This window comes from Protofrankia sp. CiP3 (assembly GCF_917627345.1).
In the GTDB taxonomy this organism is placed as follows: domain Bacteria; phylum Actinomycetota; class Actinomycetes; order Frankiales; family Frankiaceae; genus Protofrankia.
This window is the reverse complement of the sequence record NZ_CAKJTM010000054.1, coordinates 4,480-30,544: the sequence shown is the minus strand read 5'-3', so window position 1 is coordinate 30,544 and position 26,065 is coordinate 4,480. Positions and strand designations below refer to the sequence as shown.

21 protein-coding genes and 1 pseudogene are annotated in these 26,065 nt (G+C 68.4%); 7 read left to right on the top strand and 15 right to left on the bottom strand.

What is annotated here, in order from left to right; translation table 11 throughout:
* From MJ797_RS17455 to MJ797_RS17445, 3 genes are all read right to left on the bottom strand, one after another.
* The coding region (locus tag MJ797_RS17455) for a glycosyltransferase family 2 protein (protein WP_239336188.1) at positions 1–1,517 on the bottom strand (1,517 nt) is incomplete at its 3' end.
* Complete coding sequence (locus MJ797_RS17450; RefSeq protein WP_239336185.1) at positions 1,517–1,762, bottom strand: hypothetical protein; 246 nt, start codon at positions 1,760–1,762, stop codon at positions 1,517–1,519. The genes MJ797_RS17450 and MJ797_RS17455, both read right to left, overlap by 1 nt.
* A 749-nt stretch (positions 1,763–2,511) precedes the next feature.
* Complete coding sequence (locus MJ797_RS17445; RefSeq protein ID WP_239336183.1) at positions 2,512–3,129, bottom strand: PaaI family thioesterase; 618 nt, start codon at positions 3,127–3,129, stop codon at positions 2,512–2,514.
* 310 nt (positions 3,130–3,439) lie between these two features.
* Between MJ797_RS17445 and MJ797_RS17440 the strand changes: the two genes are divergently transcribed.
* The 3 genes from MJ797_RS17440 to MJ797_RS17430 all read left to right on the top strand — a co-directional run bounded on the left by MJ797_RS17440 (position 3,440) and on the right by MJ797_RS17430 (position 10,330).
* On the top strand, positions 3,440–5,083 hold the full coding sequence (locus tag MJ797_RS17440) for a N,N-dimethylformamidase beta subunit family domain-containing protein (protein ID WP_239336180.1): 1,644 nt from the start codon (positions 3,440–3,442) through the stop codon (positions 5,081–5,083).
* A gap of 200 nt (positions 5,084–5,283) precedes the next feature.
* A complete protein-coding gene (locus MJ797_RS17435) occupies positions 5,284–5,706 on the top strand; it encodes a hypothetical protein (RefSeq protein WP_239336177.1) in 423 nt (140 codons plus the stop codon).
* A 64-nt stretch (positions 5,707–5,770) separates the two neighbouring features.
* Positions 5,771–10,330 (top strand): caspase family protein, encoded by a 4,560-nt coding sequence (locus tag MJ797_RS17430; protein ID WP_239336174.1) that lies wholly within the window; start codon positions 5,771–5,773, stop codon positions 10,328–10,330.
* Between the two features lie 62 nt (positions 10,331–10,392).
* Here the strand turns inward: MJ797_RS17430 and MJ797_RS17425 are convergent, their stop codons facing one another.
* The 6 genes from MJ797_RS17425 to MJ797_RS17400 all read right to left on the bottom strand — a co-directional run bounded on the left by MJ797_RS17425 (position 10,393) and on the right by MJ797_RS17400 (position 18,489).
* The gene (locus tag MJ797_RS17425) at positions 10,393–11,850 is read right to left on the bottom strand and encodes a glycosyltransferase family 2 protein (RefSeq protein ID WP_239336167.1); all 1,458 of its coding nucleotides are present in this window, start codon (positions 11,848–11,850) and stop codon (positions 10,393–10,395) included.
* The gene (locus MJ797_RS17420) at positions 11,847–12,890 is read right to left on the bottom strand and encodes a HEAT repeat domain-containing protein (protein ID WP_239336166.1); all 1,044 of its coding nucleotides are present in this window, start codon (positions 12,888–12,890) and stop codon (positions 11,847–11,849) included. The genes MJ797_RS17425 and MJ797_RS17420 overlap by 4 nt, the downstream gene beginning before the upstream one ends.
* A complete protein-coding gene (locus MJ797_RS17415) occupies positions 12,887–14,311 on the bottom strand; it encodes a response regulator (RefSeq protein WP_239336203.1) in 1,425 nt (474 codons plus the stop codon). The genes MJ797_RS17420 and MJ797_RS17415 overlap by 4 nt, the downstream gene beginning before the upstream one ends.
* A complete protein-coding gene (locus MJ797_RS17410; RefSeq protein ID WP_239336165.1) occupies positions 14,311–14,988 on the bottom strand; it encodes an Hpt domain-containing protein in 678 nt (225 codons plus the stop codon). The genes MJ797_RS17415 and MJ797_RS17410 overlap by 1 nt, the downstream gene beginning before the upstream one ends.
* Positions 14,976–15,356: a response regulator gene (locus tag MJ797_RS17405; protein ID WP_239336164.1), complete on the bottom strand. Its 381-nt coding sequence runs from the start codon at positions 15,354–15,356 to the stop codon at positions 14,976–14,978. Before MJ797_RS17405 ends, MJ797_RS17410 begins: the two co-directional genes overlap by 13 nt.
* 112 nt (positions 15,357–15,468) lie before the next feature.
* Complete coding sequence (locus MJ797_RS17400; protein WP_239336161.1) at positions 15,469–18,489, bottom strand: response regulator; 3,021 nt, start codon at positions 18,487–18,489, stop codon at positions 15,469–15,471.
* 579 nt (positions 18,490–19,068) lie between these two features.
* Between MJ797_RS17400 and MJ797_RS17395 the strand changes: the two genes are divergently transcribed.
* Positions 19,069–19,326 (top strand): hypothetical protein, encoded by a 258-nt coding sequence (locus tag MJ797_RS17395; RefSeq protein ID WP_239336158.1) that lies wholly within the window; start codon positions 19,069–19,071, stop codon positions 19,324–19,326.
* A 226-nt stretch (positions 19,327–19,552) separates the two neighbouring features.
* Here MJ797_RS17395 and MJ797_RS17390 read toward each other — a convergent pair whose 3' ends face one another.
* The 3 genes and pseudogenes from MJ797_RS17390 to MJ797_RS17385 all read right to left on the bottom strand — a co-directional run.
* Entirely contained in the window at positions 19,553–19,705 is a 153-nt protein-coding gene (locus tag MJ797_RS17390) for a hypothetical protein (RefSeq protein ID WP_239336156.1), read from the bottom strand.
* Entirely contained in the window at positions 19,702–20,007 is a 306-nt protein-coding gene (locus MJ797_RS27550) for a hypothetical protein (RefSeq protein ID WP_374582469.1), read from the bottom strand. The genes MJ797_RS17390 and MJ797_RS27550 overlap by 4 nt, the downstream gene beginning before the upstream one ends.
* Positions 20,008–20,217: 210 nt before the next feature.
* A pseudogene (locus tag MJ797_RS17385) lies at positions 20,218–20,859 on the bottom strand (IS6 family transposase); the annotation flags it as partial.
* A 296-nt stretch (positions 20,860–21,155) separates the two neighbouring features.
* Between MJ797_RS17385 and MJ797_RS17380 the strand changes: the two are divergent.
* From MJ797_RS17380 to MJ797_RS17370, 3 genes are all read left to right on the top strand, one after another.
* Positions 21,156–22,256, top strand: coding sequence for a lipase family protein (locus MJ797_RS17380; protein ID WP_239336153.1), 1,101 nt, complete (start codon positions 21,156–21,158; stop codon positions 22,254–22,256).
* A gap of 301 nt (positions 22,257–22,557) precedes the next feature.
* The gene (locus MJ797_RS17375) at positions 22,558–23,634 is read left to right on the top strand and encodes a M4 family metallopeptidase (RefSeq protein WP_239336144.1); all 1,077 of its coding nucleotides are present in this window, start codon (positions 22,558–22,560) and stop codon (positions 23,632–23,634) included.
* Positions 23,635–23,705: 71 nt separating this feature from the next.
* Positions 23,706–23,999: a protealysin inhibitor emfourin gene (locus MJ797_RS17370; RefSeq protein ID WP_239336143.1), complete on the top strand. Its 294-nt coding sequence runs from the start codon at positions 23,706–23,708 to the stop codon at positions 23,997–23,999.
* 82 nt (positions 24,000–24,081) lie between these two features.
* Here MJ797_RS17370 and MJ797_RS17365 read toward each other — a convergent pair whose 3' ends face one another.
* The 3 genes from MJ797_RS17365 to MJ797_RS27545 all read right to left on the bottom strand — a co-directional run bounded on the left by MJ797_RS17365 (position 24,082) and on the right by MJ797_RS27545 (position 25,930).
* Positions 24,082–24,489, bottom strand: a complete 408-nt coding sequence (locus MJ797_RS17365) for a PIN domain-containing protein (protein ID WP_239336142.1) — start codon at positions 24,487–24,489, stop codon at positions 24,082–24,084.
* Positions 24,477–24,725 (bottom strand): AbrB/MazE/SpoVT family DNA-binding domain-containing protein, encoded by a 249-nt coding sequence (locus tag MJ797_RS17360; protein WP_239336141.1) that lies wholly within the window; start codon positions 24,723–24,725, stop codon positions 24,477–24,479. Before MJ797_RS17360 ends, MJ797_RS17365 begins: the two co-directional genes overlap by 13 nt.
* A gap of 380 nt (positions 24,726–25,105) precedes the next feature.
* Positions 25,106–25,930 (bottom strand): DUF6777 domain-containing protein, encoded by an 825-nt coding sequence (locus MJ797_RS27545; protein ID WP_374582460.1) that lies wholly within the window; start codon positions 25,928–25,930, stop codon positions 25,106–25,108.
* Positions 25,931–26,065: the final 135 nt, after the last annotated feature.

Sequence of the window (26,065 nt, the reverse complement as noted above, 5' to 3'; positions counted from 1 at the left end):
GCGCTCAGGTGTTCTTCCGGGCTGCGGGCGGTCTTGTGCCAGCTGTTGCGGCCGCTGAGAATCCGGGCGATCGCCCACCAGCCGGCGACGAACCAGACCAGGGCGTACACCATGTAGAGGTGGGCGTAACCGATCAGCCGCAGGAGGCCGAACCCGGAGATCGGCTCCTGCCGGCGGTAGACTAGGCCGCAGAGCATGGCCGGAACCGTGGCCGCCAGGTAGGCGCCGACGAACAGGCGCGGATCGGGGCTGGGCCCACCGGCGAGCCAGTCGGCCGTGACCGCGGCGGTCGAACATCCAAACGCGAGTGTGAGCAGGGACGCCAACACGATCAACAACGGGCTCGACAGGTGGAACAGCATGTCGGGCAGCGTGCGGATCCGCGCATCCCGAATCACCTGTGGTATCAGCCGCCATGACTGCAGGTGCCCCTGGAACCAGCGGGAGCGCTGGCGCAGCAGCCGGCGCAGTCCCACCACCCCCTGCTGGTGGACGTCAGCCTGTGCGCAGAACCGGTTACGCCAGCCCGCGAGCAGCAGCCTGACCCCGAGATCGAGATCCTCGGTCAGGCTGTGGCTCCACGGCCGCGGGCCGAGCGACCGGAGCGCCGCAAGGCGGACGAACTGGCCGTTGCCGCCCAGCCCCACGTTGTCGACATGGGCCCGACCACGCTGAAAGATGTCGGTGTAGATCACGAACTCCATGTCCTGCATGCGGGCCAGCAGGCTGCCATGCCGGTTGTTGATGCGGACGCCCGTCTGCACACCTGCCGTACGCGGGTCGCTGAAGTACGGCGCGACGGCATCGATGGCATGGGAATCGAGGCGCCCGTCCGCGTCGACGACAACGACGATCACATCGTCCGGGTCCCGGACGGCGATCTCATCGTGATCGGCGAGGTAGGCGATGGCGGCGTTCAGCGCCGCGCCCTTGCCTGACCGCGCGTTGGGCGGATCGCGCCGTAACAGCCACCGCCGCTCGTCCCGGACCCCGCGCACGATGCTGGCCGTCGCGTCGTCCGAGCCGTCGTCGACCACCAGGACTCGGATGTCGTCCCTTGCCGTGGCGAGCAACCGCCGCACGCTTGCCCCGATCACCGCCTCCTCGTTGAGGCAGGGCATAACGAACACGTAGAACAGGCCGGTGGGGGTGACGGCCGGAGGCTGCTCGCGGGTACCCGACAACAGCAGCATCGTCATCAGGTAGAGGAAACCCATGACGATCAGCCCGGCGGCCAGCGGCCACGCGGCGTCGAGCGCGCCGCCGGGTAATGACACGAGTAGCGCCACCGGGGACCGGACGGCCGCCGCACCGTGGGCCTGTGCCTGCGTGGCCGCCGGGACGGCCAGGTACCAGGCAACGGGCGGGAGCAGGCCCGCGTGCCACAGCGCCCGCGGCCGGACCGGGCCGGACGCGACCGGCCGACGGCGTCCGTGAGCCTCCCGTAGCCGACATGCGAAACCCCACAGCAATCCTGTCGAAATCGTGACATCACGCACACGGCCTGACCGACTCATCAACGGATCCTTCGCCCAGCTGGCCGGCCGACTTTCTCGGCCACGGTGAAACGCCCGGTCGACGCGCGTGCGAAGCGGCCGCGAGCGCGCAGGAAAATGGCCAGAAAAATGCATGCGATGCCGGCTGCCAGATACAGCATGAATACCAGTCCGACAATTTCTTCCAACACATCGGACAACACGTAGAAAATCTTGGAAACAGTGCTTCCAATTAACGCGTGATCGGCGGCACGCGACACGAACATAGCTGCTCCATAAAGGCATACGCGCCCATGACAAAAAGGGCGCATACCAATGCCAAGCAGCCCCGGCCTGCGTGGATGGTGCTCACCAACCAGCTATGAGAGCTGCTCGACCAGCCGTGGAAAACCCGCGGACAGGCGACGCGAATCGCCCGTCCAAGCGGAGGACTGCTGCCTTGTCACATCTCGACATGTGACCGGCCAACGATAACGGCAGCAGGGTTCCCGAACCGCCGCCGTCAGGCAGGTCGTACCATCTATCCCATCCCCCTCGGACCTGGCCACCCGAGCGCTCGGCGAGGTGCTGGTGGCACCCTCGACCGCGCGCCGGGAAATGGCGCCCCCTCAAATCCACCGTTCGCAGAACAGCTTTGCATGAAATGCCGCCGAACGCAAAGGGCTGCGTGAAACTCTCCAGTCATCTTGTTGGCACATCTCCGCCAGCTACTACACAGAGCTACCATTAAAACGAACGCACGACGCTGCCCGCGGCAATAAATTGATCAACATTCACCCACGGGAGGCACCGGCCAGCGCACGTCATACCCGCCTAGCAGGCAGAACAGAAAATCCGAAAACAACACGTAAGCAGGTGAAAACGGAGCGCTAGCAAGCACCCATAAGCGCGGCAATCGAAATCCGTCACACAAAGTAGCATTCGAGGAGAGGAGGAGAGGCAGCCACCCGCGGGCAGTCCGGAATCACCGAAAGACCGCGAGGAAGCCAGGAATTTTAGCTGCCTGCCCGTTGACTCACTCGTGCGGTTGTGCGTCGTTCCCGTGCCCGTCGCGGTATCCGGGCAGCGCGTCCCGCAACCGGTCCGCGTCGCTGTCGGCCAGGGTGAAGCGCTGGCGCGCCTCGTCCAGGCTGACAAGCCGGTAGCTGGCCGTCGCGGTGGCCATCGTGGCGCCGTCCAGATCGAGGATCTCGGACGCGGCATGAGTGAGCCCGGTACCGGCCTGTTGCCCCTCCCGCGGCGGCCGCATCCGGGCTATGCAGTCGTACGTCCTGCCGACGAACATCGGCGAGACGTAGCGCACCTTCATCACCGTGGTGAACGCGGTGAGGCCGGTCTGGAGCACGATCAGGTTACCCATGATCTCATCGCAGACCACCCCGATCAGGCCACCGTGCACGATGCCGGGATACGACTCGTGTGCCCGCCCAAAATCGAAGCGAGCCTGCAGCCCCTCAGGATGGGTCCGCAGCTGCAGCGCAAGGCCCTGATCATTGTACGGCGAGCAGCCGAAACACCGGTAGTCCGACAGCACCGCCCAGGGAGCCTTGACCGGACTGCCGGGGCGCTGCCCGCGCGCCGCCTCGCCACCGGAGCTGATCGGGCCCGAAGCCGTCGGCTGGGAGATGGTCATGCTCAGGCCCCGATCCGGTCGAGGCGACGTGCATGCGCGGCCGGGTCGGCGGTCGGCATCCTGATCTCCCTTGTTGGCCTGGTGTTGTTGGCCTGAGCTGCTCTCGCCGGGCCGACGGACGTGGGATCGCGGTTGTGCGCACACATCCGGCGGCCCCAGGGGAATCTAAGCGCATCCGCGGCGCGGAGCACCGGGAATCGCCTGCCCCAATCCCGCGATCAGGCTGCTTGATGGGCGGAACCGCCAGCGGAGCCCGCCGCCGGCCGCCGCCGGTGGCGGCTGCGGGAGGCCACCGGCGAGGATGGTCCGCATGCCCGCTCATCGGAGCCCGGACCATCGGAGCCCGGACCATGGTCGGCGCGGGTCTGCCGCACGGCCCACGGCTGTCGCCGCCTCCGTCGCCGTCGCCGCCATGGTTGTGCTCGCGGCCCTCCTCGGCGGATGCGGCGGCACCGGCCACAGCGGCCGGAGCAGCCAGGGCAACGGGAGCGGGCAGGGCGGACAGGGTGCCGGCCGGGACGGCGCCGGGGTGGGCGCCGACTTCGACGTCCGGGCCGAGAACGCGAAACCCGGTGGTGACTGCGGGCTGGCCCGGCTCGGCTACAACCACGCGGTGGAAGGCTGGCTTGACCACACCAGCATCCGCTCGGGGGACGAACTTCGCCTGTTCGCCTCCACGACCGCGGCCACCGTCAAGGCCACCGTCTTCCGGATCGGCTGGTACGGCGGACGGACCTGCCGCCTGGTCACCGAGGTGGGCCCGTTGCCCGGCCGGGTGCAGGCCCCCGCGTCCCGCGACCCGTCGACCAACACCGTCAGCACGGCCTGGGAGCCGACCACGACGTTCGCGACGAACAGCTGGCCACCGGGCGCGTATCTGATCCGCCTGGACGACTCCGAGGGCTTCCAGACCTACGTCCCGTTGACCGTTCGCAACCCGGCGATGTCCGGGCGGGTGGTGATGCTCGCGGCGGTGACAACCTGGCAGGCGTACAACGCATGGGGCGGCTACAGCCTCTACCACGGTCCGAAGGGATTCGCCGACCGGGCTCGGGCCGTGTCGTTCGACCGGCCGTACGACTACGGTGACGGCGCCGCGGACTTCACCGGGAACGAAGCCCCCGTCATCATCCTCGCGGAAAAACTCGGCCTGCCCGTCGCCTATGCCACCGACATCGACCTGCATGCCGACCCGGCGCTGTTGGACGGCGCCCGCGCGGTCGTCTCCATGGGGCATGACGAGTATTACTCGCCCGCGATGCGGGCCGCGTTGACACGGGCCCGTGACCGCGGGGTGAACCTGGCCTTTCTCGGGGCGAACGCGGTGTTCCGCCGGATCAGGCTCGGGCCGACGCCCGTCGGGCCGGACCGGCTGGAAACCGGCTACAAGATTGCCTCCGAGGATCCGCTGAACGGCGTCGACAACGCCGCGGTGACCGCGAACTGGCCGTCCCCACCGGACGCGAGTCCGGAGAGCTCGCTCACCGGTGGCATGTACCAGTGCAATCCGGTACATGCCGACCTCGTGGTCCGCGACCCCGGGCACTGGCTGCTCGCTGGCGCCGCGGTGACGGCCGGCAGCCGCATCCCGGGGATGATCGGATCCGAGTACGACCGGGTCGACCGCGCGTATCCGACACCACCGCGGATCGAGGTTCTCGCCCATTCGCCGGTGGTCTGTCACGGTCGGCCCGACCATTCCGATGTCAGTTACTACACGGCCGACTCGGGCGCGGGCGTGTTCGACGCGGGTACCAGCGCGTGGGTGTGCGCGGTGACCGATGTGTGCGGGTCCGGCGCGGCTGGGCCGGTGGTGCGGGACTTCGTCACCACCGTCACCACCACGATGCTGACCACATTCGCCCAGGGCCCCGCGGGCCACCAGCATCCGGGTGCCCAGTCCGTACCGGACGACGACGCCGGTGGTGGGGGGAATCCGGGCAGCGAGCGGTAGGCCGGCCATAGGGAAGCAAGGCCATAGGGAAGCAAGAGGGATAGGGGACGCGGCGTTGAGCTGTGCCGGGCTGCCAGGCCTGGTCGCTGATCCGGGCGCGACACCGGCGGCGCCTGGGAGCGATGCCCGAAAGCGGGGCAGCGACATCCATCCGGACCTCTCGTTCCCCTCGTGACAGCCCAAAGAGCACAATACGGACCGTGGAAGTTGTCATCTCGTTACAGGGCGGCGGTGGCTGGCCAGACAACAGCGTTGCGCCGTTGGGAACCTGGCTTGGCCGGGAGCGGGAACTCCGCGGCCGGGTCCGCCGTGCTCCGGCCGCGGCGCCGCCACCGGCGGTCATGGGCACGGCCACGGATCTGCTCACCGTGGTCCTGGAACCGGGAGGGGTTGCCACCGTGCTGGCCGCCGCGCTGGTGGCCTGGGTGCAGCGCCGAGCCGGCAGCCAGACCGTGACCGTCACCCGCCCCGATGGGACCACCCTCACGGTGGCTGCCGAACACGTCCGCGGGCTGGACGCGCGACAGGTGAGCGAGCTGGCCCAGCAGCTCGCCCGGTCGCTGGAACCCGGCGAGCCGATCCCCGGCGAGCCAACGCGGCCTCCCGCCGCACCGGCCGGATAAGAGCGCCCGGCAGAGCACCCAGCAGGGCACGCAGGGCCAGCCGAACGGAGGAGGGCTCGGACGGATGGCGGCACCGTGGCAGCTGCCGCTCGGCGACCTCGCCGGGATGGGCGCACGGGCGGTCCTGGTGGGAACGAGCCGCCACGCCGATGGGTCACGCCTGCCGGATCTGCCGTCGGTGGCAACCACGGTCGAGGATCTGCGGCGGGCGCTGGAAGAGGTGTGCGGCATGGCGCCCGCGAACATCCACACGATCGTCGATCCCGCCGACGAAGGCGCCGTGCTCGACGCGGTGGAGGCCGCGGCCGCGCAGGCGGGCGGCGTCGTCCTGTTCTACTTCGCGGGGCACGGCCTGCTCGGGCCCGGGGATCGGCTGTACCTGGCCACGCATGCCAGCCTCGCTGGCGACCGGGTCGCCCGGTCCGTCTCCTACCAGACTGTCCGGGACATTCTCGCGGAGCTGCCGGCCAGCACCGTGGTCGTGCTCGACTGCTGCTTCTCCGGTCTGGCGGACGCGACAGCCCACGGCCGCCAGCGTGATCCCTACGCCTCCGCCCGGCCGCGCGGCAGCTACCTGCTGACCTCGGCGTCCCACTACGCCGTCTCCTACGCCCCGCCGGGCGAGCGCCACACCCTGTTCAGCGGCGAGCTGCTGCGGCTGCTGCGCGAGGGTGACCCGGCCGGCCCGGCCCGGTTGACCCTCGACCACATCTACGGACGCCTCGACCGGCGGCTGCAGGCAACGGCGGCGCGGCCGCACCGGCAGAGCGACGGCCGGGCCGGTGAACTCGTCCTCGCCGCGAATCCCGCCTACCAGCGGCCCGTCCCAGCGGGCGATGACGTGTCAGCTGACACGTCATCCGAGCCGCTGGACGACTCCCCGTGTCCCTATCCGGGGATGGAGCCGTTCCAGCCAGACGACCACGAACGATTCTTCGGCAGGGAGGATCTCGTCCGCCGGCTGCTCGGGGACGTCACCGGGAGCGGCCCCGCTCATCGCCCGCTGGTGCTCGTGGGGTCCTCCGGCGTGGGCAAGTCCTCGCTCCTGCGTGCCGGGCTGCTGGCCGCGCTGGACCGCCGGCATGAGGCGGACCGGACGAGCCCCTGGCCAGCGGTGCTGCTGCCCGCGCCGGGAGCCCAGCCGATGCGGGCGCTCGCCGAACGCCTGGCGGCGTCCGCTGGAAAGCCCCTGGAAGACGTGGAACGGCAGTTGCTGGCCGGGCGGTTACCCAGCATGGCCGAACGGCCCGGCGGGTGCGCGGTCCTCGTCGTCGACCAGTTCGAGGAGGTCTTCACCCGGTGCGCGGACCCCGGCCAGCGGGCGCGGTTCATCCGCGTCCTGTGCGGTGGCCCCAGTGGCCCCAGTGGCTCCGGCGATCCCGGCGATCCCGGCACCGGTCCGGGCCGCATCCAGGTGGTGCTCGGGCTCCGGGCGGATCACTATGGAAGCTGCCTGGAACATCCCGAGCTGGTCCGCGCGCTGCGGGACGGCCAGGTGACGCTACCGCCTCTGGACGATGCCGGGCTGCGGGCAGCCATCGAACGCCCCGCGCACGCGAGCGGTCTGGTCCTGCAACCCGGGCTGACCGACCTCCTGCTCCGGGACCTCCGCGAGGGCGGAGCCGCCACGCTCGGCGCGGCCCTGCCGTTCCTGGCGCACGTGCTGCGCGCCACCTGGACCAGGCGCAGCGGCCGCACCCTCACCCTCGCCGGCTACCAGGCCACCGGCGGTATCTGGCAGTCAGTCACCCGCACCGCCGAGGAGATCCACGACTCGCTCGCGGAACCCGGCCGGGTGGCCCTGCGCGAACTGTTTGTGCGGATGGTGTATCTGAGCGGCGGCGATGGCGAGGCGGTGCGGCAGCGCATCGACCTACGCGAGATGGCCCACGGTCGTTCCAGCGTGCAGCGCCAGCTCATCACGCTGGTGTGCGACCGGTTGGCGCAGGCCCGGCTGGTCACTGTCGACGACGGCGGGGCGCAGCTCTCCCACGAGGCGCTGCTGCGTGCCTGGCCGCGGCTGCGTCGATGGATCGACGAGGATCGCGCCGGGCTGCTCATCCGCCAGCAGCTGGCCGACGCGACGGATGCCTGGCAGCGCGCCGGTCGTGATCCGGCGTTCTGCCATCGCGGCGTCCGGTTGGCGGCGGCCCGCGAGTGGGCCGCGGACGCCCGGCACAAGCGCCTGTTGCGAGTGGCCGACCAGGAGTTCCTCGAGGCCAGCATCCGGGTGGAACAGGCCGAACAGGCCTGGGAGCGCCGACGGGTCCGCCGGCTGCGGCAGATCCTTGCCGGCCTGCTACTTGCCCTGTGCCTGATGGCGCTGGCGGCCGGCCTGGCGTTCCAGCAGCGTTCCAGCGCGCGGCGCAGCAGCCAGGCCGCGACCGTCCGCCAGCTGCAGGCCGCGGCGATCTCGGCTACCAGTACCGAACCACGGTCCGCGCTCCTGCTCGCGGTGGAGGCGTACCGGCGGGACCCGTCGGCGACCAGCCGAGCGGCGCTGCTCGATGTCCTGGCGGGAACCCAGTTCGCCGACGTCGTCAACGACCTGCCGAACGTCGTCACCACGCTGGCCCACAGCCGGGACGGCCGAATTCTGATCATCGGTACCGGTGACGGCACCACGCAGCTCTGGGATGTCTCCCAGCCCGACCACCGCCGCAAGCTCGCCGACGTGGTTGCGCACAGCCCGCCGACGTTCACCCAGGGTGTGACGGCGTCCTGGCTCGACGATGGTGAGCGTCTGCTGTACCTGCTGGGCCAGGACGGCGTCCTGGGGATGTTCGACCTGGCGGACCCCGCGCATCCCGTCGGCCTGGGAACCGTCAGCGGGATTGGGACAGTCATCCAGAGCGCGGCCGCCAGCCCCGACGGACGCACCCTGCTCGCCTCCGACCTCGGTGTGCCCTCGCTGTGGGCGGTGGGTGCCCGTCCCCCGGAGGCGACCCGCCTGGCCCGGTTACCCCGCCACGACGGCCCGCTCAACACCGCCGTGTTCTCCCCCGACGGACGGCTGCTGGCCCTCGGCTGGCAGGACGGAACCACAGAGGTATGGGATGTGACGGACCGTTCCCACCCGCGCCGGCAGGCGGTCCTCGCCCCAGCCGGCCGTCCCGCGGTGCTGTCCGCAGCCTTCAGCCCCGAGGGGCACACGCTGGCCACCGGGACGGACGACGCGCAGGCACGGCTGTGGGATCTGACCGATCCCACGCACCCGTACCAGACAGCCGGCCTGAGCGGCCACGGCGGCGCCGTACGCGCGGTCGTCTTCAGCCCGGACGGCAGGAGCCTGGCCACGGGCAGCACGGATCGCAGCGTCGTGTTGTGGGACATCGCCGATCGAGCGGCGCCGGTACGCACCGCCGTCTTCACCGGGCACCGGAACCTGATCCGGGCGGTGGGCTTCTCCCCGGACGGTCGCACCCTGGCCGCCGGCGGCAGCGACGGCACGGTGCTGTTCTGGTCCCTGGCGGACCGGCTGGCCCCCGCGAGGTCAGCACAGCCGGTCGTTGGAAGACCCCCGCTCTACCAGAGTCCCTACACCTCACTGCGCTTCTCGGCCCTCGACCCGACCGGCGAGCTGCTGGCAGCCTGGGGTTCCGGCGGTCGGCCCGTACTGGTGCGCCTGACAGGCCGGTCAGCCGGTCAGGACGCCGGCACCGTCGATGTCCCGGACACACCGAAGGTGGCCTTCGCCCCGGACGGCCGCGCTCTCGCCACCGGGGCAGACGACGGGACCGTGGCTGTGTGGGACGTCTCGGACCCCGCGGTGCCGGTGTCGACAGCACAGTTCCGCGCCGCCGACAGTCCTGACCTTGTCGAGGACCTGGCGCTCTCGCCTGACCACAGGCTCATCGCCGTCAGCCTCCTGCGCGGACCGACAACCGTCTGGGACGTCTCCGACCGGGGTCATGCCACCCGGATCTCAGCCCTCACCGAGAAATACACCGCGAACTGCCCGGTGATGTTCGACCCGCGGGGACGCCTCCTCCTGTGCGGTGCGCGGCTGTACGACATGACCGATCCCCGCCGTCCGAAGCCGCTGAGCAGGCTCGCGGACCCGGACCATCCCTACCTCCCTATCTCCGGCACCGCCCGTTTCTCGCCCGACGGAAAAACCCTGGTGGTCGCCAGTTTTGAGCACACCTACCTGTTCGACGTCTCCTCGCCCGCCGCGCCGGTCTTCCGAGCGACAATCAGCACCGACGTACCGGTGCCCTCCATCGCGTTCAGCCCGGACGGACGGGCCCTCGCCGCCGCCGACGGCGGTGACGAAATAGTGCTGTGGGACGTGACGGTCACCGCCGCACCCCACCGGGTCACGGCGGTGACCCTACAGACCTATCCACGTGGCGTGGCGTTCTCCGACCAGGGGGACACCCTGACCACGTACGACGAGTACGGCAACGTCGTCAGGTGGAACATCGCCCCGCTGCGCGCCGCGGTGACAGACCCGGTGGCCCGTGCCTGCCGCCTGGCCGGGGCCAACCCGACCCAGGCGGAATGGTCGGCCATCGCGCCTGGCGTCACCTTCGACCGGGTGTGCCCGGACCTCCCCGAAGCACCGCCGCCGCCGATCATCCCGATCGTCACTCGTCCCTCACCGGTACCGGCGGGAAGCTGACCGCTGCCGGTGGCGTTCCTTCGATCCACCGAAGCAGGCCCGTCGGGCTGCCGGCCCGCCCATCATGATCGGTTTGCTGGGACGGGTGCCTCCATGACCTGCTCTTCCGCCGCGTTGAAGCCGCGCCGGACCATGGTTCCCCAGTCCTGCCGGCCACGCAGGAAGTTGAGGATGCCACGCAGCCGCCAGATGACGGTGAGCTGGCGGTAGCCGAGGTTTTCCAGGACGGACCAGGAGATGAGCAGGGCCAGATCGAGGGGATTGCCGGGGCCGTGGCCGGTGCTCTGGTCGAGGAGGACCGCGCTGAGGCTCAGCAGGACTCCCCAGCCGTAGGCAACGAGGAGGAACAACGCGGCAAAGGGCAGATTGATCGCCCCGAGGGCGATGGCCGCGACAAGCCCGAGCAGGCCGAGCGCCTCGATGACGGGGCCGAGCAGCTCGACCAGCACGAAGTAGGGGAACACCACCAGGCCCAGCACACCCCAGCGGGGGTTGAACAGCAGGGATCGATATCGACGGAGCACGTCGGCGAGGCCTCGTTGCCAGCGGTCGCGCTGCCGGCCGAGCACCGCGAGGGATTCCGGTACCTCGGTCCAGGCGATCGGGTCGGGCACGAAGACGACCCGGCTCGGACCGCCGGTGGCCAATCCGTGGCTGCGCAGGTGCACGACGAGTTCCATATCCTCGCCGACCGTGTCGTGGACGTAGCCGCCGAGCGCCTGGATCGCGTCACGCCGGAAGACACCGAAGGCGCCGGAGATGATGAGGTTGCCGCCGAGCTGGTTCCAGCCGAGCCGGCCGTAGAGGAAGGCTCGCAGGTACTCGACCCACTGGATGCCAGGCAGCGGGCGCCGGGGCACGTGGACGAACTCGACCCTGCCGCCGCGCACGGACGCCCCGTTCACGACGCGGATCGTGGCGCCGGCGGCGACAACATCCTCGGCGTCCAGGAAAGGGCGCAGGATCCGCAGCAGCGCGTCCGGTTCGAGGATCGTGTCGGCGTCGATGGCGCAGACCAGCTCCCCGGTGGCGACGTTCAGGCCGGCGTTGAGCGAGTCGGCCTTGCGGCCGTTGTCCTTGTCCACAACGAGCAGCTGGGGGTTGGTCCTCGACTGGTAGAGCCCGCGGACAGGCTTGGTGGCCACAACCCGGCGGTAGATCGGATGAATCGGGCGGAGCTCGAACTCCCGCTGGAGCACGGCGAGCGTCGCGTCGGTGCTGCCGTCGTTGACAAGCACCAGCTCAAGATTGGAGTAGTGCAGGGTCAGCAGCGAGCGGACGCTGGTCGCCACGGTTGCCGCTTCGTTGTACGCGGGAGCGAGCACGCTGAGCCGGGGTACCGCCGCGGATCCGAGCAGCGGGTCCAGCCGCTCCCCGCGGATCATGTACCGGTGCCGGATCAGCTCCCGGCCCGCACCGCAGAGCAGGAGCGTCTGGTAGCCGTTCGCGACGAGGAAGTACCCGAGCACCACCCAGGTCAGTCCCGACAGCAGCGCCGCCAGCGCATCGGACGGGCTCACGGCGTCGATGCCAGGTACGGGAGATCCAGCACCTGGCGGGCCATGTCCGCCGCGTACGGGTCCGCCTGCCGCAACGCCCGCCGAAGGTAGAGGTAGCCCGCCGGGCCCATCCGCCGCAGCGCGAGCGCCGCGTGCCGGCGGACCTCCCAGCTGGGATCCGCCAATGCGTCCGCCACCGCGGGTGCGGCGGGCCAGTGGCCGAGCGCGCCGAGGCCCCGGGCAGCCGTCGCGCGGACGGTCACGTCAGGGTCACGGAGCAGTTCCGCCAGGCTCGCGACCGCTTCGGCGCCGCCGATCGCCGCGACCACCTCGGCGGCACGGGAGCGCACGGACGGATCGGGGCTGTGGCAGTGCAGGAGGCCGGGGGCGAGCAACGCGGGTTCCGCTAGTCCGGCCGCGACCTCGAGCGCGCTGGCCAGCCGGTGGACGTCCGGCGCGGTGAGGTAGCGCACGAGCGGCCGCACACCGCGACGACCGATCCGCAGCAGCGCGGCCTTTGCCGCGAAGCGGCACCGGAGCATCGGATCGTCGAGCATGTCCACCAGCCGGTCCGCGAGTGCCGGGTCAGGATGGTCGGCAGCCCAGGCCGCGGCGGCGGCGCGTACCTGGGGGTGCGGGTCGGCAAACAGCGCGGGCACGGTATCGGCGCCCCCGCCGAGCAGCGAGAGCGTCCGGACCGCGCGTAGCCGCCGCCACCAGCGGCGGCTACGGCACCACCCCGCGGCCTCGCCGATCAGGTCGGCGGAGCCGGCCCGTCGCAGGATCAGGTCGGACGCGGTCCCGTGCACGGGACCGGTGAGATCGGCGAGGGTGGCCAGGCGCAGCCGCCGCGGCAGCTGCGCGAACCGGTGGGACGGCTCCGCCGCTGGTGTCTTGGTGGCGGGCCCGGCCCGGGAGCCCATGACCCGGGCGAGCCGGGCCCGGTCGCGCCGCCGACGCACAGCGGCGTAGGACGCGGTCGCGGCGAGCGCGGCGAGCAGCAGCACCAGCAACAGCGCCTCGGTGGCCACAACCGCGCGAAGCAGCTGGACGATCGTCATGACGCGATTGCCCGCCGTACCCGTTGCAGGAGGACGGGGACGCTGAACGGCTTGGCGATGTGGTCGGCCGCGCCCTGCTCGAGTGCCTCGAGGACTTCCGGCTCGGTTGACCGTACGGTCAGGACGATGACTTTCGAGGTGGCGAGCACACCGTCCCGGCGGAGTTGGCGCAGCACGTCGAAGCCGTTGACCTCGGGCAGGTCGACGTCGAGGAGGATGAGCCGGGCGCGCATCCGGTCCGGTCCGGTGAGCCGGCGCAGCGCCTCGCGCCCGTCGCCCAGGCACACGACGCGGTAGCCGCGCGTCTCCAGCGCGTGGGTGAGCAGGTCGGCGAGTATCGGGTCGTCGTCGATGACGACGACGTCGGGCATCCGCTGGCGGTCAGCCACCGTGGGCTGCCAGCCGGCGGGCAGGACCCGGTCACCGGTGAGGGCCTTGGCCTGGTAGAGCGCGTGGTCCGCGGCCCGGTAGACCTCGTGCAGGCCACGCCCGTCAACGCCGTACTCGGCCACCCCGGCGGTGAAGGTGACCCGGAAGGGCGGGCTGTCACCGGCCCGGAGCCGTTCCTGCCTGAACGCGGCGAGCGCGTCGGCGACACGCGCGACACCGTCATCGCGGGTCATGCCGTACATGCCGAGCGCGATTTCCTCGCCGCCCCACCGCGCGATGACGTCGTCGGCGCGGAAGGACGCGCTGAGCACCGCGGCGAGCCGTTGCAGCACCCGGTCGCCCACCGCATGCCCGTACCGGTCGTTGACCCCCTTGAACCGGTCGAGATCGAGCAGCGCGAAGGTCAGCGGCAGGTGGGTCTGGCGGGCGGTGGCCTCGAGGCGCTCCATCTCGTGCTCGAACTTGCGCCGGTTCGTCAGCCCGGTGAGCGGGTCGGTTTCGGCGAGCGCCTGATACAGCCGGACGCGATCGAGCCGATTCCGGACGCGGGTGCGCAGCTCGGCTCCCCCCATCGGCTTGGTCACGTAGTCGTCGGCGCCGGCCGAGAACACCTCCTGGACGGTATGCGGGTCGGCGGCGGCGGTGAGGACGAGCACAGGCAGCCCGGCCCACCGGTCGTCACCGCGGACGAGACGGCACAGCTCGATGCCGGTGACGTCCGGCATGTCGACGTCGAGGAGTACGAGGTCGGGCCTGGTCCGTTCCAGCACATCCCAGAAACGCAGCGGCTCGGCGAGAGTCGTCAACCGCAGGGCGTCGTCCGTGAAGATGGCATGCAACGCCGCCAGGATGGCGGGATCGTCGTCGACGGCGAGCAGTCTCGCCACTCCCCGCTGGCGGCGGTCAAGCGCGGCGGTCAGTGCGGCCGCCAGACGGTCGGGCGCCAGCGAGTGGGGCAGGAAGCCACGAGCGCCGGCCCGGGCCGCCTGTACCCGGTCGCCGAGGATATTGGTGCCACCGATGACGAGCATCAGCGGGCTGGGCTCGCACCGGTCGAACTCACTGAGCAGCTCCAGCGCCGCGCCGCCGGGCAATGCCAGGTCAAGCACGATGACGTCGGGACAGTCGGCCAACGCCAGCCGAGCGGCCGCCGCGTCAGACACGGCCGCGCACTGGAGGCCGCGGGCTGGAGGCCGCGGGCTGTGGCGGCTGCCACGATCGGCTCGATGACCTCGCTGTCGGCGTGGACGACCAGCAGCCGTGGCCTGTCGTCCCGTCGCGCCCCTGCCGGGACGCCGTCGGCAGGGACAGTGACGCCATCGCCATCGCCAGGGACGGTGACGCCGTCGGCAAGGGCGGCGCCGCCGCCAGGCGTGGTGATCTCCTGCCGTATCCCCTCAAGCAGGCCGCATCCTCGCAACAGCGCCGCGTGGTCCCGCGGACCGTCCGCAGCCAACATGCGCTCGAGGTCTCGGGCAAGATCGGAGGCGTGGCCGAAGCCGAAGGTACCAGCTGATCCAGCGAGTTTGTGCGCCTCGCGTGCGGCGCGTTCCCGGGCCGCCTCGTCGAGGCGGCCCTCCAGCAGCGCGGCGACCGCATCATCCAACACGTCGATCCGGGCGAGCAGCACGGGCCCGGCGCGCTCCCAGACCGCCCGCACCGCGCGGGAGACGTCCGCATGCCGGGGAGCCGCGCTCAGTCGGTCCACGCCAGGCAGGCGGCCACCTGGTCCGCCAGGTTCATCGGGTCGAACGGTTTGGTCAGCACGCCGGCGACGTCCTGAGCGGCCCAGCGCTGCCGCTCGCTGCTCTGGACCTTCGCCGTGAGGAAGACGACCGGGATCATCCGGGTCAGCTCCTGTGCCCGCAGCCGCGCCAGCGCCGTCGGACCGTCCATCCCCGGCATCATCACGTCGAGCAGGATCGCGTCGGGACATCGTGCCGCCGCCATGGCCAGCGCCTCCTGCCCGCCGCTCGCCGTGCTCACCTCCCAGCCGCCGACCATCTCCAGGCTCATCTGGGCCACCTCGCGGATCGCCTCGTCGTCGTCCACGACAAGGATGTGATGAACGCTCACGGTCCTCCCCGCTCATCTCGTAGACCCGTCCCTCCATGCATGCGGAAACCTGAGTCCGCCGGCCGCGCGGCGGCGAACGCATCGCGCCGCCGCCAGCCGCCGTCGGCCGCCGTCAGCCCTCCTGCCGATCATCGGCCTGCCGGTCGATGTCCTCCCCGGCGGCGGGCTGGGTATCGGTGATCCGGTTGAGGAGTCCGACGACGCGTTGCTCGAACTCCTCCGGCCTGGTGCGGCTCTTGGTCATGAAATGGGTTTCGCCGAGCATCAACCGGCGTCGCTCATCGTCACTCAGGTCCAGCGCCGTGTAGACGACGACCGGCACACCACGGAGCCGGTCGTCCCGGCGCAGCCGGTCGACCACGCCGAAGCCGTCCAGCTCGGGCAGGTCGAGGTCGAGGACTATCAGTTGCGGCAGCAGACGCTGGCTGAGCTCCACGGCCTGCTCCCCGGTCACCGCGAGGACGGCCTCCAGGCCGCTGCCGGCGAACCTCTCGATGAGGACCTGGCCGAGCCCCTCGTCGTCCTCCACCACGAGGACGCGGCGTGGGTGCGGCTGCCCGTCGAGGACGCGCTCGAGAGCCCTGACCAGTTCGCCGAGACCCAACGGCTTGGGTATCCACGCGTCGGCGGCCGGCACAGCCTTGCTGTCGTCCGGGGTGAGCCCGGACAGGATGACAATCGGGACATCCGCGGTCCGCGGCCGTCGTTTCAGCTCGACCGCGGTCTCCCAGCCGTTCAGTCCCGGCATGAGCAGGTCCAGAACGATCACGTTCGGCAGGTCGGCTGTCGCCCGCTCAAGTGCCTCACGCCCTGAGCTGGCCGACACGACGCGGTAGCCCTGATCTTCCAGTACCGTGCGCAGGACCTCCAACAAAGCCGTATCGTCGTCACAGATCAGTACCGACCGTGATTCACGGCTGTGCGCCATCGGGTGAACCGCCGGTAGCCGGAACGAGAAGGTCGCCCCGCGCCCCGGCTCGCTTTCCGCCCAGATATGGCCGCCGTGCTGTTCCACGATTCCCCGGCAGATCGCCAGCCCCAGCCCGGTGCCGCCCTTCTGCCGGGAATCGGAGGCGTCGATCTGCTCGAACCTGCCGAACACCTTCTCCAGCGCGTCCGCCGGAATCCCACGGCCTTCGTCGCGGACGCGGAACAACTGGCCGCGGTCCTGCGGCATACTGCTGATCGTCACAGTGCCGCCGCGGGCGGAGAACTTCACGGCGTTGCCGATGAGGTTCGTCAACGTCTGGTTGATCCGGTCCGGGTCCGCCCACACCGCGCCATTGGTCACGTCGGTACGCAGGATCACCCCTGCCTCGTCGGCGAACGCCGCCAGTTCGGTGACAGCGGCGGCGAGCAGATCGGCGGCCTCGCAGGTACGCCGCTGCAGCACAAGCCTGCCAGCGGCCATCCGTTCGACGTCGAGGATATCGTTGATCAGGCGAATCAGCCGGTCGGTACTGTCCACAGCGACGTCGGTCATCCGCTGTGCCCGCTGCGGAAGACCGCCGAGCACCCCGCCGGCCAGCAGGCCGAGCGCACCGCGGATCGACGTCAACGGGGTTCGGAGCTCGTGGCTGACGACGGAGATGAACTCGTTACGCATTCGCTCGACTACCCGTCGCTCGGTCACGTCTCGGAACACCACCACCGCACCGGCGACAGCCCCATCATCCATGATCGAAGTCACCGTGTGCTCAGCGGGAAAGGTCGTGCCGTCGGCTCGGCAGTAGCGGATCTCAACCGACTCACCCGGCCTGCCCTCCGAGGGCCGCGCCACGGACGACGCGACCCGCCCATCAGGTGACCGCCCATCAGGTGACCGGCCGGCGGCAGCGGCCGGGGTCGTCACGATCAGTTCATGGGGCTGACCGACAACCGCGTCCGCGGTGCTGCCCAACAGGCGCACGGCCGCGTCATTGACGAAGGTGACGCGGCCGTCGACGTCCACGCCATAGATGCCGTCCCCAGCCGAGTTGAGGATCAGCTCCTGCTGACGGGTCAACCGCTCCAGCGTGTTTCGCTGCCGCCCGAGCCGGCGGGTGAGACTGGCGTTGGCGAGGATGGTCAGGACCGCCCGCGCGGTGACGAGCCCGAGCAGAGCGACGCCGAGAGCCGCGAGCAGCGGCACGTAGGTCCCGTCCGCGTCGCGGAACCCGTTGACAATTCCCCAGCTCAACGCCGCTAGCGCAAGTGGGTACGGCAGGATCTCGACCACCAGCCGCGCGCGGCCCAGCCGGTCGGGGGTGGGTGTGTGCCGTTCCGGCAGGGTGGTCGTGACCGCCGCGGCAGCCGCGAAAGCGATCAGCAGATAGCCGCCGATCCCGACCGTGTCCAAGGCGGTTCCCGTGCTGTTGCGACCGGTCGCCTCGAGATAGTGGTCGCCGACCTCGCCCGTGGCCTGCGCCAGTAGTCCCGCGGCGACCAGCACCAGAGGAAGCCGACCGCCCTGCCGACCGCGAAACCCCAGCGCCACCACCGCGCCGATGATGACAACATGGCCGATGACGTGGACGACGGCGATGTGTCGCTCCATGCCGGCGATCGCGTGGGGGCGGTAAACGGGCTTGAGAAACCGTTCCCAGGTCAACAGCAGCACCGCCAACGCAATGATCACTCCATCGATGGCGACACGGGCACGTTCGACCGCCCCCAGGAAACCGTTCGCGAGAACGATCACCGCGGTCAACGCGAACGGAACCGCGGCCAGCTCGCCGATGTCCACCGGAAGCGGCGGGGACGAGTCCGTGACCACCAGCGAGACGAACGCGACGACCTGAGCGACGCTCAACGAGGCGACCGCAACCGCAAGCAGCGCCCAGCCGAGCCGCTCCTGGCCGCGGGTACAGCGGCCGGCATAGGCGCACAGGGCAGCGGCCAGGAGCGACACGGTAACGAAGGCGCTCTGCGAGACAACGCTCCTGGTGTGGGCGCTGCCGAAGTCGTTAAGATCCCAGCTGGCCAGCACCGCGATGAGGGCGCTGGCCAGCACCACCGCGGATCGCCACGCTCCCGCCGCACTGCCGGACCACCCGCCCGCGGCCTCGGATCCGCGGCCTGTCCCGACCAGAGCCTCCGCCGTCGCCGTCTCCGTCTCCGCTTTCGTCTCCGCCTCCGCTCCCGGGCACAGCACGACGTCCTCCGGCGCGGTCTACCGAGCAGCCATGAACGCTCCCGATGCCCGGCGACGCAGGAAGGAAACCGCCCAAACCAAGCACGGATAACTACCCTGAGTCTTCTATCAAGTACTAATGGTTACCTTGATTCGCTCAGATCGCCACCGCAGCGCGGGCCAGGGCCTGCGGGCCGACCCGCAGCGACGATCCTGGGGCGGGGATCCTGGGGCGACCACCGTCTGCGCGCGCTCGACCGGCACCGTCTCGTCGCCCCCGCTCGGGACGATGATCGCCCCGCAACACCGGCACATCGTCAAAATCCTCTAACGTTCGGTGACGTCCAGTACCGGCACCGGCCGAGCCTCGGACACACATGACCGCCCGGCCCGACTCCACAAAAAATAAATTAATCTAATATGCCAATCAAGACCACAGCAGCCCCGCCGGAGAATGCCCCGGGCAAACACCTGTGTGAGCTGCGCAAATGCACCGGCACACCGTAAAAGTTGACCGGCTACGCACGCACTACCTATCCTTCAAACATAAACCCGTTCCAGCTTGATATTGGTTAAGCTGGCAGCTCAGAAGGAGTATCTATGAAGACAGCTTCCATGTTTACCGTCAAGCCAGTTTTGATGTTGCTGATCGCGACGCTCCTTGCTGTCGGTGCGCTAGTCGCAACTCCGGCGCTGACGGGCAGCACATCGACATTCCATCTGGCCGAGGACGAATCCGCGTTTTTCGTACCCTCTATCGCGGAAGATGATGTGAAAAAAATGAAAGAAAACGAATGGAAGGAACCGATCCACAGGCATCCATATGGTCCAGAATGGGACTTCCATAAGAATAATTAGTCAAAGTAGCTATGACTGTATGTAGCGATGCTCGCATGTCGGGATGGGGGTTGGGGCCGCAGTTTGAGGTGTCCCCAGGGACGGTGAGACGGCGGGCCGCCGATCACGAAGAGTGACTGGAGCTGTGGAGCTGTCGGGGTGCGACACACAGGGCCGAGGTTATTGCTCAGAGGCACGACTCCTGATGATCTGTGGGTATCTCGTCCCATGGGTCCCCAAAGGTCGGTCAGGTAGCCCAGGCGCATTGCTGCGCCGGGGCATACAGGAAATGGCCCGGCACGGTGTGGGCGCGCTGGATCAGCCGGGAGGCCAGCCTGTTGCCGTAACCGGCCAAGACCATCGCCGTCTCGTCCAGCACCACATGCAGCGCGTCACTCACCGCACCAACGCCCGCGCCAGCCGACGGTCCAGCTCGGCATCGGCCTGCGCGGCCTCCTCTTCCGTCGGGTCGTAGCCGCTCCACTCCCGCAGCACCGCCCGCGCCCGCTCGGCGCGCTCCGCTCGTTCAGCCGGCGTCAGCAGCGTGCTCGCCAAGCGCGCCAGATACGCCCGCGACGACAGCCCCTCCGCCGCAGCCACCTCCGCCAGCCGATCCCGCGCCTCCGCCGGAATCCGCACATTCGCATCCGCCACCGCAGTCTCCTCCCAGTTCGCCCCCACAGGATACGGGTACGCAAACATATCCAGGACCCGTCCGGATCGATGCTGGAGCATCACATCCAGGGCAAAGCACCCGGCCCAAGTACGGGCCACTTCTTCACCGCCCTCAGCGGTACGGACGGGCGTCCCCACCGCAGGCCGATCCCGGTGCGTCTCGACCGCCGCTGTTCGGTGTGGCGCGGCGATCCGTCCGAGGCCGTTCGGATCGGCCGTGCGGACCACGCCCCCACCGGCTTCGACGGCGAGTTCGTAGTGTCCGCGGCGGATGTGCTGGACATGTCCGGAGCCGATCACCTGGGCGGAGCGGAGACGTTTCAGGCTGCGCATCGGCCGGAGCCGGGCTTTCAACCTACCGTGATCGGCTTCGGTCGGGTTGTTGCCTGGCGGCGTCGACGTGCTGTGCGGCGGGGAGCTGCTCCTCGAGCACCCGTGGCTACGTAGCCGGCGGCCCGGTCGATGGTCGCCTCAACGTGTCGGCGGTCGCGGGACAGCGCCCGGGTGAAGAACCGGCGGGCCGCGGCCAGGTCCCGACGTTCGCAGGCAAGCACGTCGATGACCTGGCCGAACTGGTCGACTGCCCGGTACAGGTAGGCCCGTCAGCCGACGACTATGACGTACATCTCATCGGCGAACTATCGATCCCCAGGCAGGTGGCGACACGGCCGGACGGCGTCCATCAGAAGCGGCTGAACGCTGCACCCAGCGTGACAGCGTCAACGACGATGCCGCGCTCGGCGAGCAGTTCCTCAACCTCTCGGTAGGACAAGGCGTAGGCAAATACCAGCGCGCCGCCAGCACGATCACTTCTGGCGGGAACCGGAACGCGGCGAACTCCGAGACCGGAACCGCCGGATGGACACGACGACGATGCACCACCCGATCATGCCCGACGAGCCCGGCCACCGTGCCCAGCCAACGCAACAGCGTCCAGTCAATCGACAGCCGGACCGGGGCGCAGATATACCGAAAGGCGACATCAAAGGCCGGAAGCCCCCAAGAGTTACCAAGTTTCTTTCATTGTCGAGGATTGGTGGCGGCCTGCCGTGGTAGGTGTTGATAGCAGGGACACAGCCAAGTGCTGACGGATCCGGCCCACGCCAACGGAAAGATGTCTCCATGCCATCCCTTCCCGCAGCGTCTCGTTGCGGGTAAATCTATGGAGGTGACCCATGTTGGTCACTACTGTCAAAGCGCCATCACCGCTCGAACCTAGTCCTAGCCAGCCAGACGGGCTGCCTGTCTACCCAAACTTGGTTGCTGATCTCCTACAGGTGCAGGTCCATCCCAACGATACTGTCGCTCATGTGCTGGCGACTTGTGCAGGGTACGCATATGAGAGGGTAGACTCCGCACGGACAAAGGACGGCGGCAGCACATTTTCGGAGACCATGGCCCGACTGGGACTCGAAGGTAACCGCTGTCGCATTGTCGCAGACTATGTTGACGGGATGCTGCTGTGGTCCACGGCCTTTATTCTACAAAGTCAAGATGGTAGAATTGGAATTCTCGCCTACCGTGGCACAGAGCCAACAAATCTTCTAAACTGGTTCGCCGTCGCCGACATCGAGCCAGAGGAGTTCAAAATCTGCGTCGGCAACGAACAAGATCCAAAGAACTACTTCGACGTGCACGCCGGATTTTACCGGAACACACGGGCGACCAGCGATAAGATCGTAGAGATTCTGCGTGCCGCCCTGCAACCTGCGACGAATGAGGGTGCGGTAAACATCCTAGGGGAGAGAGACCGGCAGGTTCAACCGCTGGAGCGGCTCTACATAACAGGCCACAGCTACGGCGCAGCCATCGCCTCGATGATGGGAATCATGCTGAAAAACAACGCACGCTATCGGGACATCGGCCAGATACTCCATGCAGTATACACTTTCGGCCAGCCAATGATCGGCTCACCCGCGCTGGCTTTGGCATGTAAGAGGCACGAGTTCCTGGGCAGAAACGTAATCCGCTACGTGTATCGTAACGACCCTGTGCCGCGTCTTCCTCCTTCGACATCCGGTCATTTCGCCCACTATCCTGAGCACGAGTTGAGGTACAGTAGGAAATGGCCGTGGATCGAGAGTCCGGCATCGTCGCAGACGAACGACCTCTTCATAGCCCCCGAGGCGCTTCTCGGATTCGTCGAACGCCAGATGTGGCTGCTACGGCACCTGCATCCTCAGTATTCAGTCGTCGACCACCTGCCGCAAAACTATATTGCGGCCCTTATTCCGCCAGGCATACGGAATGAGTTCGGGGAGCTACCCCTCCCCTGACGATCAGTAGTGGAACATGGTCGTCCCCTTACCCTGCAACATCTTTGTTTGCAACAGCCGATGAACCAGAGCGGGATGCCACCCGCCGTATGACGGTAACATTCACGCCTGTCCGAGAGATGCCCGGACGCGGCACTTTCTGGTTCGCCCCTTGCCAACACCCCGGGTTGCACCTCGTCCACGACTTGCTCCTGGGACACATCGAAAGACGACCACACATGTGAATCCACAATCGATCGGTCACATAGGTGGTATGCCACTGGGCAACCACCTGACACGGAAACCCAAAAAAGGAACACTCATGGCAACCTACGGTTCGGGAACGACACCTCACCAACCGCTGCACTGCATCATCCCCCCCGATCTGCTGGCCCGACTTGTCGGTGAAGGCGAAACCGAGCAGGTGCGGGCTGCGGCGCTGCGCACCCTGCAGCTAGACCACTCGTTCCGGCTGGCCCGCGCCGAGACAGCCGCCCGGTCCGGCGGCCCGACAGCCCGGCGGATCACCTTCGGCCGGCAGGGCGGCCGGCCTCAGCGCACCATCTACGACCAGCAGCAGCAGCAGAGTCAGACGCTAGGCACCCGGGTACGAGGCGAGGGCGAGCAAGCAACCGGCGACCCAGCCGTCGACGAAGCCTACGACGGCTTCGGCATGACCTACGACTTTTACTGGCGCGTCTTCCAACGCGACTCCATCGACGGCCAAGGGATGCCTCTGCACGGCGCAGTCCACTACGCCGAGCACTACGACAACGCCTTCTGGGACGGCGCTGAGATGTTCTTCGGCGACGGCGACGGCCAGATATTCACCCGGACCACCGCGGGCATCGAGGTGATCGGCCACGAACTCACCCACGGCGTAACCCAACATGAAGCGAACCTGACCTACAGCGGCCAGTCCGGAGCCCTCAACGAGTCCCTCTCCGACGTGATGGGCAGCCTGGTCAAACAGTTCCGGCTCAGCCAGAAAGCCTCCGACGCCGACTGGCTGATCGGCGCGGACATCGTCGGACCCGCTCTCCAACCAGCCCTGCGGTCCATGAAAGCACCCGGCACCGCCAACCCACACGACAACCAGCCCGCTGACATGAACCACTACGTCCACACCGCCGACGACAACGGCGGGGTGCATCGCAACTCCGGCATCCCCAACCGCGCCTTCTACCTCGTCGCCGATGCCCTCGGCGGCTTCGCCTGGGAAGTACCCGGCGCCATCTGGTATACCTCGCTCCTGGACCCCCAGCTACCCCCAAACGCCGAGTTCCGCGACTTCGCCCGGATCACTCTCCGCCGCTCCCGACAGATCTACGGCCCGACCAGCGACGAAGCACAGGCGGTCCAAAACGGCTGGGATGCGGTGAAGGTCCCCATAGCCTGACAACCCCTCATCCGCCGTGTCCCACCCAGGCTCGAGCTGCCCGACCTCCGCGACCGCGGGACCATCAACAGATGCGCGTGGAACTCGAACGCAGCGGCGGCTTCGCCGGCCTGACCCTGCGGGCCGTGCTCGACACAGACCAGCTCCCCCCGGACCAGGCCAGAAAGACCGAAGCCGCGCTTAACACCATCAGGTGGGACGATCAGCCCCCATCCCCGAAAGGCGCGGACTACTATCAGTACCAGCTCACAGTCACCGACCCCACCGGCCGACAGCGTTCCACCACCCTCTACGAGCCGCAGATACCCACCACGCTGCGGCCCCTGCTCCACCAACTCGTCGCCCGAGGCCAGCTCAGCTCATGACAGATCGGAGGGTTCCCACTTTCGGAGACAACGAACCTGAAGGTCACTGTCTACGAAAGCGGGAACCCGGCACCGTGGGTAGCTACACCCCCTGGACGACCTCGACCCGGCCGTCGAGGCCCTTCCAGCGTCTATCCCCAGTCAGGATGATCTCAGCGTCAACGACGTCTGCGGTAGCGAGCACGAGCGCATCCGGTAACCGTAGGGACTGGTGCCGCGCCCGCCATCGCGCGGCGGCAACCGCGACAGCTTCGTCCACGGGATAGGGCGGCCCGAACGCGGCGGTGGTGAGCCGTCGGCGCGTGGCAGCCTCCTCGTCGCTCCTGCGCGCGGCGCCGACGAGCAGCTCGGCCAGCACAGTTGCCGGTAGCAGGAAACCGTCACCGGCATCGCGCCGACGGCGGGCCGCCTGAGCCGAACAGGTGTGCAGAGCGTCCTCCGGGTCGAACAACGCAAGGACCACGCTCGTGTCGAGGACTACAGCTCCCATTCATTCCTCAACGCCTCAAGGTCGGTCATGGCGGATAGCCCCGGAGCGGAACCAATCAACTCCTCGAGAGGATCCTGGACAGCGGTGAGAACCAGCCTGCCGCGCCCGTCAGCGGTCACCCGGAGTTCATCACCAGGACCGAGGCCTGCGTCCCGAAGCACGTTGACGGGCAGCGTGACCTGGTGCTTGCGGGAGACCCGGGTGACACCCGGCTGGCGCTTTACGTCCGTTGGCATAGGTAAAGAATACGTCCGACGAACGGATGATATTGATGATCCGTGTCGGACACGATCCCTGGACGTGTGACGCTCCAGAATCCCGATGTGGATGCCAACCCTGCGGGTGCCGACAATACCGTCCGCCCTGGTCACAGCCGATTTGACCACGACAACAAGATCTTGCCCTCATCAACGTTTCCATGCTGCTCGTATCGCTGACGGCCACGAGGCGAGCGGATGCCTCATACTGCTTCGACTGGCCCACCTCGGCGTGACCAACGCCCTGGCGATGCTACGGCTACTGTCGATGAGCGACCACGCCACGGAGGCGGAGATCCTCACCCTGCGACATCAGGTGATGGTCCTCGAACGGCAACTGCACGGCCAGAAGGTCCGGTTCACCCCCGCCGACCGGGCCTTCCTCGCCACGCTGCTACACCGACTCCCCCGCACCGTGCTACGCCAGATCCGGCTGCTCGTGCGTCCCGAGACCGCCCAACAGGCTCTACGAGGGCGGGGCTTGAGTAACCCGGGGGCGAACGCCTTCTGGTATTCGGTGCCGCCGCGCTTTCCGTTGGCGCCACGGGCTCGGTCATCGACGGCGCACTTTCCGTCGGCACCGCGGACTCAGTCGGCGTCGGCGGCTGCGCAGGCGTGGTCGGGGCGGTCTGCGTGCCCGCCTGCGGCAGCACGTACCGCGGACCGTCTTCGGCCCCGGAGGTACCGATGGGGCGATCGAAGACCGAGCCGCTTGACAGATCCCTGAGGGTGAAACTGACAATGGCCACGGTCACAGATGTGACAGATACGCGGGAGAACGCCGGCCACGGTGTACCGATATACCTGAGGCCCTCGGTCGCAGTCGGTTGAGTAAGCGGATTTCCACAATTACATTTCGTTACCGGCTTCCCGTACTTGTCAACAACCACCGCGGTGCCGGCCTGGATGACAGCGGGCGCCGACCGGTCCTTCCCATCGACAAAAGAATAGTTGGTGAGATAGGTGTCATACTGAAGAAGCACCGGGGTAAGCCCGGCCAGATAGTCGGGAATGTCAGCCGACAGGATTCCCAGTACGCCGGCCCAGGCAGCAGCCCGGTCGGGGTGTGTCGTGAGATCAATGCCGAGTTCCTTCGTATCGCATGCGGATTCGTTGTGCATCCCCCCGTACAGCCCTGCGGTGTCCGCCCGGAATGCACCACTTATTCCACGTGGCGGTGTCACGTCCGTCCGGTCGGTGGCCGCGGTCCGCACGAAAGGAGCCGGCGCATCTCGCCGGACTTCTCGATGTCGGCCACCTGCCTGACATCACGGCTGAGCAGATCTGAAACATAGCCCTCGAAGAACCGCTGCCGCCGA